We start from the raw sequence: 6899 nt of genomic DNA on the forward strand, positions 1-6899 counted from the left end.
CGTGGACATCGTCACCGAGGCCGGTCCCTCGCAGCGGCCGGAAACGACGGAGGATGTTGAAAACGTCGCCACCGGCGTGACCATCGGCGAGGTGGTCGAGGTGGCCGGCGGCGGCGGCAACCTGGCCGACGCCCTGGCCGCGGCCGAGGAGAACGGTTTGGTCGTTGCCAAGGGCGGCGACGGCGACCTGGACGGCGGCGTCGAACTGGAGGACGGCCAGACGCTCATCGGCGGCGGGCATAACCTTGCCGTGCGCGGCGTCGACTCGGGCCAGACCATGACCTATACCGCGCCTGGCAGCCGGGGGACGGTGATTATTAATGGCGGCGAGGCGCCCGTGGTTGAACTCGCAAACAACACCTATGTCGGAGGACTGAGCATCCAAGGAGATAGTTCCATGGGGCGCGACAGTGCTCTCGTCGGCGCACCGGAGAATACCGAGAATCTTCATATTATCCGCAATGATATAAGCAGAACCGGAGGATATGGGGCTGGATTTATGAAGAATTCATCGGACATCACCCTGCACGAAAACCGCATATCCAATACGGAAAACGGAAACATCGCTTTCGGTGAAGATGTTTCAAACGTCGAACTGACAAGAAATCATGTCTCTGGCACGCAGGGAAGCGGGGTTGGCTTCCTAGACGGCGCCTCAGATATAAGACTGAGCGGCAATAAAATCATGGACGCAGGAGAGCATGGCATTCACTTTGAGGGACGTTCCGAGAATATCACCTTGACTGGCAATCGCGTCTCCGAGACCGGCCGCAATGGCGTCTATTTCGAAGGCAGTGCGTCCAATGTCACCTTGGCAAGCAACGACATATCTCGGACCGGCGTGCCCTTTGATGGGAACGTCGACGGTTCTGGCCTTGCCTTTGTGGATGGTGCGAATGACATCAAAGTGAAAAGAAACACTATCTCTGAAACCAGTGGTGACGGTATTTTCTTCACGGATGGCGAGAGCATTTCCGACATTCAACTGTCCGGAAACAGCCTTGCCGACATTGACGGCGATGGCATCGACATGAATGCAGATGATATATCGAACGTCACGATATCGGACAACATCCTGTCCGATATCGGCAGCACGGGCATCTTTTCATATGGACAAGTCACAAAACTGACAGTCGAGGGCAATCTCATTTCCGGTCAGGAGGGCAGCAATAGCGGCATCTCCATCTACGAGGGTGGGTCCGAAATGCGCCTAACCGGAAACTCCATCAGCGATTTTGATTCATCGGGAATGTTTTTAACCGGCGACGAATATGAAGACCTGATGGTGGATGACAATTCGATCTCCGGGACAGGAAGCGATGGCATCTTCTTCACGTCTAGCCTCAAAGACACAACCGTGAAGAACAACTCGATCTTTAATGCAGAAGGATCGGGCATATCCCTTGTGACCGGGGCAGATGGTCTTGTTCTCGAGGGGAATCTCATTTCCGCAATCGACGAAAGTGGCATATACCTGACTGGCATCGACCATGATGCCCAAATTGACAGCAATCGTTTCGAAGGGAAGATTGGCACCGATCTCTTCTGGCTCGGCTCTGGCCATTACATAGGAACGGACAACGTCGATGCCACCGAAGAGCTCGGCGGAGATGTGTGCGCAGATATTGCAGGCACCTACACAGGCCCTGGCTTCACCATCGAGACCAGCGGTGGCACGGAAACCTGCGGCGACAGTTATTAAGCTGCCCCATGGCCATGAGCCGTCCTGCATACCCCGGCTTGCGCCAACAAAACAATCGCGCCTTGATGGGAGAGCCCGAGGCAGGACTCCCGGCAGGCCGGATCAGTCCGCGGCAACCCGGTACATACTTTTCCGCGTGAACTGGAAACAGGCCAGGATGAAGGCAATGTCCCCGCCGGGGCCCGTCAGGGGAACGGCCAGGCGTTCGTAGGTCACGTAGTCACGACCCAGGTCGTAGAGGCTGCCGTGATAGAGGTGGGGTTGGCCGGTCTTCACGATCTCGGCGTAGCCGTCGATGACCTCCCGACTCTCGTGGCGGGCGTGGTATTCTAGGACCGTCTCGCCGGTGAAATCGCGGCCGATCTCCTCGGCGATGTGGGTTCCCACGACGCGGTAGCGGAAATCCTGCCCGCCCTCCAGGACGTCCAGCAGGATCAGGTGGCCCACCAACGCGCGCGGTGCCTCGACGATGTCGAAGGCGCTGCGCTCGGCCATGGCCGCACCCTTGCAGAGGCGTTTCCAGTGATCGTGAAAGCTGAGCAGGCGCTCGGATGTGATGCGGTTCGCGTCCTGAACCATGAGCATGAAGGGAACTGCTTGTCCTTGTTCTGTGATAGGTCCCTTAATATGGGGTGCCTTCCTGAATAATGAACCCCGACGGCCCCTCCATGCCATCCGGCCCGAGGACAGGCGCCTGCCTTCTCAGCGTTCCAGCGGTTTGTACTTGATGCGGTGCGGCTGGTCGGCCTCGGCGCCCAGGCGACGCCGGCGGTCGGCCTCGTAATCCTGGTAGTTGCCCTCCAGCCAGACCACCTGGCTGTCGCCCTCGAAGGCCAGGATGTGCGTGGCGATGCGGTCCAGGAACCAGCGATCGTGGCTGATCACCATGGCGCAGCCTGCGAACTCCAGCAGCGCCTCTTCCAGGGAGCGCAGGGTGTCCACGTCCAGGTCGTTGGTCGGCTCGTCGAGCAGCAGGAAGTTGGCACCCGACTTCAGCATCTTGGCCAGGTGAACGCGGTTGCGCTCGCCGCCCGACAGCTGGCCGACACGCTTCTGCTGGTCCGGTCCCTTGAAGTTGAAGGCGCCCACATAGGCGCGCGAAGGGGTCTGTTTCTTGCCGATCTGGATCATGTCCAGCCCGTCCGAGACCTCTTCCCAGACCGTCTTGTCGGGATTGAGGGAATCGCGGCTCTGGTCCACGTAGCCCAGCTCCACGGTATCGCCCACACGCAGCTCGCCGCCATCGGGCTGTTCCTGGCCGGTGATCATGCGAAACAGGGTGGTCTTGCCGGCCCCGTTGGGCCCGATGATGCCCACCAGCGCCCCCGCCGGCACCTTGAAGGACAGGTCCTCGATCAAGAGCTGGTTGCCGAAGCCCTTGCGCAGGTCGTTGGCCTCGACCACCAGGTCGCCCAGGCGCGGGCCGGCAGGGATGGTGATCTGACCGGGCTCGGGCGCCTTCTCCTGCCCGGCGCGCAGCAGCTCATCATAGGCATTGATGCGCGCCTTGGACTTGGCCTGGCGCGCCTTGGGGCTCTGCTGAATCCACTCCATCTCGTGCGACAGGGTGCGCTCGCGCGCCGCCTCTTCGCGCGCTTCCTGCGCCAGGCGCTTGCGCTTCTGCTCCAGCCAGCCGGAGTAGTTGCCCTCGAAGGGGATGCACTGGCCGCGGTCGATCTCCAGGATCCACCCCGCCACATTATCCAGAAAATAGCGGTCGTGGGTCACGGCCACGACGGTGCCCTTGTATTCCTCCAGATAGCGCTCCAGCCAGGCCACGGACTCGGCGTCCAGGTGATTGGTGGGCTCGTCCAGCAGCAGCACGTCCGGCTTCTGCAGCAGCAAGCGGCAGAGCGCCACGCGGCGCCGCTCGCCGCCGGACAGGTTGTCGACAGGCGTCTCCCCCGACGGGCAGCGCAGGGCGTCCATGGCCACCTCGATCCGGCGCTCCAGGTCCCAGGCGTCGGCGGCGTCGATCTTCTCCTGCAGTTCGGCCTGCTCGGCCAGCAGGGCGTCGAAGTCGGCATCCTCCTCGGCGAAGAGCGCGCTCACCTCGTTGTAGCGATCCACCAGCGCCTTCAGGTCGGCCAGGCCCTGCATGACGTTGCCGGCGACATCCTTGCTCTCGTCCAGGCGCGGCTCCTGCGGCAGATAGCCGACCTTGGCGCCCTTGGCGGCCCAGGCCTCGCCGTTGTATTCCTTGTCCTCGCCGGCCATGATGCGCAGCAGGGTCGACTTGCCGGCGCCGTTCAGACCCAGCACGCCGATCTTGGCGCCGGGCAGGAAATGCAGATGGACATCCTTCAGGACCTGCCGTCCTCCCGGATAGGTCTTGCTCAGTCCCTGTAACGTGTAGATGTACTGATAGCTCGCCATCTTGCCCCTACCTTCACTGCTGTCGGAATGCTGCAATCCGGCCTGTCGCCGACGCGCCCGATGTGTCGCACAAGCCATGCCGCAGGTCCAGCCACCTTCACTCTCAGCCCCGGCAAGTCGTTGGAAGTGACGTGTCTTCGCCAGACGAGGATGTTACCGTTCCTGGCGAAATCCAAACGGGGGTATTCAATTCCCGTGCTTCAATAAGATGAACGCCCGATCACGGAGACGACAGCGATGAATCTTGCCCGCTTTCCCCGCGTCCGCCTCGGCCACCTGCCCACCCCGCTGGAGCCCATGGAGCGCCTGTCGAAGCACCTCGGCGGGCCGAAGCTCTGGATCAAGCGCGACGATTGCACCGGACTGGCCACCGGCGGCAACAAGACCCGCAAGCTGGAATTCCTGATGGCCGACGCCCTGGAACAGGGTGCCGACACGGTGATCACCCAGGGCGCCACCCAGTCGAACCATGCCCGCCAGAGCGCGGCGGCCGCGGCGAAGCTGGGCCTCGCCTGCCACATCCTGCTGGAGAACCGTACCGGCAGCGACGATCCCAACTACGTCCACAACGGCAACGTCCTGCTCGACCAGCTGCACGGCGCCATCATCGCCAAGCGCCCGACCGGCGCCGACATGCAGGCCGAGATGGAAAGCCTGGCCGAAGACCTGCGCGGCCAGGGCCGCACGCCCTATGTCATTCCCGGCGGCGGCTCCAACCCCGTGGGCGCTCTGGGCTATGTGAACGCCAGCCTGGAGCTGCTGAACCAGGCGGTGGAGAGAGACCTGCGCATCGACCACCTGGTCCACGCCACCGGCAGCGCCGGCACCCAGGCCGGCCTGGTCACCGGCCTGAAGGCACTGAACAGCCGCATTCCCCTGCTGGGCATCGGCGTGCGCGCGCCCAAGGAACAGCAGGAGGAGAACGTCTTCATCCTGGCCGAGCGGACATCGACCCACCTGGGTCTCGACGGCGTGGTCAAGCGCAGTGACGTCGTCGCCAACTGCGACTATGTGGGCGAGGGCTACGGCATTCCCACCGACGGCATGGTCGAGGCCGTGAAGATGCTGGCCGAGCTGGAGGGCATCCTTCTGGACCCGGTCTATTCCGGCAAGGGCATGGCGGGCCTGATCGACCTTGTCCGCAAGGGGCGCTTCGACAAGGACGACAACGTAGTCTTCCTTCACACCGGCGGCGCCGTCGCCCTGTTCGGTTATCCCGACATCTTCGGGCTACCCGGCTACCAAGCATGACGACGGGCCAGTCGCCTTCCGGGGCCAGGAAGACGCTCGGCCTGCTGGGCGGCATGGGCCCGGAGGCCACCGTGGAGCTGATGCGCCGCGTCGTCGCCGCCACTCCGGCGCGCGACGACGCCGACCACATCCGCATGCTGGTGGACAACAACCCGCAGGTGCCCTCGCGCATCAAGCATCTCATCGAGGGCACGGGCGAAGATCCGACAGCGGTGCTGGTGGGAATGGCGGAAGGGCTGAAGCAGGCCGGCGCCGACTTCCTGGCCATGCCCTGCAACACCGCCCACTGGTATCTGCCGGCCGTGCGCGAGGCCGTGGACCTGCTGTTCCTGGACATGATCGACCTGTCGGTCCGCTACCTGCAGAACAGCACCCCTCAGCCGAAGACGGTCGCCCTGCTGGCCTCGCCCGCCGTGCGCAAGGTCGGGCTGTTCGACCAGCGCCTGAAAGCCGCCGGCTTCACGCCGGTCTATGCCGACGGCCGGGAAGAAGAGGCCATTCTGCAGGTCATCCGTGCGGTGAAGGCCAAGACCTGCGGCCAGCTGGAGCAGGACGCCTACCAGGCCGTCACCGACGGCCTGCGCGAACGCGGCGCGGACGCCTTCCTGATCGCCTGCACCGAACTCTCGGTCATCGAACTGCCGGCCACGGAGAACATCCCCCTGGCCGACACCCTGGACCTGCTGGCCGCCGAAATCCTGCGCACGGCCGGGGTGGAAGGGTAATTCCCGCCAGACACTCCCGGAGCGCAAAAAAAAGCCGCGCCAAGCTTGGGGCTTGGCGCGGCCTGGATAAGAGGACTCGAATGAAGTCGTCTCTTAGAGGCGGTCCTCAGCGGCCGCCGGCGGGGGCACCATCATGGATCTGGGAAAAATCCCCGCGTGCCTCGCGGATGGCCTGGACATTGGCGTCGTCCCGGATCGCGGGGTTGGACGCGTACTGCGAGCGATCCACGACGATCGTGTCGAAACGGGCGTTGGCATTGATCGGGCCATTGCCGTTGTAGCCCTCGAGGCTCTGGTTGCTGGCCAACTGGTTGCCATTGGCATCGAAGGACGGCGTAACCTGGGCCGTGTCGAACGCGGTCTGCTGGGCAGCAACATGACCGCCCTCGTAGCCTTCGATGCTGGGGTTGTTCTGGGCCATGGCCGGCAGGGCCAGGGCCGTGGTCAGGGCAAATCCGATGGCGGGAATCACTGTCTTGTTCATCTTCTGTCTCCTTCGTTCTTGAAAGCACCGGATCACAGGCTGTGATCCGCTTTTGTCTCCAAGCCTGTCATTGGCTGTTGATGAAGGATTTAAGCGTTCCACGCCGTTAGATTAGACGCCGTTTGCGCAAAGGATTTGTGATCTGGAATAAACTATTGAGCATAAATGAGGCATCACGTTTCTGTGAGGAAACATTTGTCACAGACCGCAGCTCTTGAAACAGGCAGGCTCGGACCTAGGCTGCATACTCATAAACGGGATTCCCAAATTGGGTGATTTATGATTCCCCTTTGTCCTCTGTAGAGCAAGCTACGGAGGACAGATGAGCCGGCGGCGTTACGAACTGACGGATTACGAATGG

The 6899-nt window shown here is 62.4% G+C and carries 6 protein-coding genes; 3 read left to right on the forward strand and 3 right to left on the reverse strand.

From position 1 onward, the window contains the following. On the forward strand, positions 1–1702 hold a 1702-nt coding region (locus ACFOW6_RS18135), incomplete at its 5' end, for a right-handed parallel beta-helix repeat-containing protein (protein WP_382423837.1). A 102-nt stretch (positions 1703–1804) separates the two neighbouring features. Here ACFOW6_RS18135 and ACFOW6_RS18140 read toward each other — a convergent pair. After that, positions 1805–2287: a PAS domain-containing protein gene (locus ACFOW6_RS18140; protein ID WP_382423838.1), complete on the reverse strand. Its 483-nt coding sequence runs from the start codon at positions 2285–2287 to the stop codon at positions 1805–1807. A gap of 117 nt (positions 2288–2404) precedes the next feature. Continuing rightward, the gene (ettA, locus tag ACFOW6_RS18145) at positions 2405–4078 is read right to left on the reverse strand and encodes an energy-dependent translational throttle protein EttA (protein ID WP_382423839.1); all 1674 of its coding nucleotides are present in this window, start codon (positions 4076–4078) and stop codon (positions 2405–2407) included. A gap of 237 nt (positions 4079–4315) precedes the next feature. On the opposite strand from ettA, the gene ACFOW6_RS18150 reads away from it, so the two are divergent. Both ACFOW6_RS18150 and ACFOW6_RS18155 read left to right on the forward strand, forming a co-directional pair. Continuing rightward, entirely contained in the window at positions 4316–5329 is a 1014-nt protein-coding gene (locus tag ACFOW6_RS18150; protein ID WP_382423840.1) for a D-cysteine desulfhydrase, read from the forward strand. Then, entirely contained in the window at positions 5326–6054 is a 729-nt protein-coding gene (locus ACFOW6_RS18155; RefSeq protein WP_382423841.1) for an aspartate/glutamate racemase family protein, read from the forward strand. Before ACFOW6_RS18150 ends, ACFOW6_RS18155 begins: the two co-directional genes overlap by 4 nt. A 106-nt stretch (positions 6055–6160) precedes the next feature. Here the strand turns inward: ACFOW6_RS18155 and ACFOW6_RS18160 are convergent, their stop codons facing one another. Then, positions 6161–6538, reverse strand: coding sequence for a hypothetical protein (locus ACFOW6_RS18160; RefSeq protein ID WP_382423842.1), 378 nt, complete (start codon positions 6536–6538; stop codon positions 6161–6163). Positions 6539–6899: the final 361 nt, after the last annotated feature.

It is taken from the genome of Fodinicurvata halophila, from assembly GCF_042651425.1.
GTDB classification, from domain to species: Bacteria; Pseudomonadota; Alphaproteobacteria; order Kiloniellales; family DSM-21159; genus Fodinicurvata; species Fodinicurvata halophila.

Bases quoted from the DNA above. Each gene is read 5' to 3' on its own strand.
- ACFOW6_RS18140 (WP_382423838.1), bottom strand. From the start codon at position 2,287: ATGCTCATGGTTCAGGACGCGAACCGCATCACATCCGAGCGCCTGCTC.
- ettA (WP_382423839.1), bottom strand. From the start codon at position 4,078: ATGGCGAGCTATCAGTACATCTACACGTTACAGGGACTGAGCAAGACC.
- ACFOW6_RS18150 (WP_382423840.1), top strand. From the start codon at position 4,316: ATGAATCTTGCCCGCTTTCCCCGCGTCCGCCTCGGCCACCTGCCCACC.
- ACFOW6_RS18155 (WP_382423841.1), top strand. From the start codon at position 5,326: ATGACGACGGGCCAGTCGCCTTCCGGGGCCAGGAAGACGCTCGGCCTG.
- ACFOW6_RS18160 (WP_382423842.1), bottom strand. From the start codon at position 6,538: ATGAACAAGACAGTGATTCCCGCCATCGGATTTGCCCTGACCACGGCC.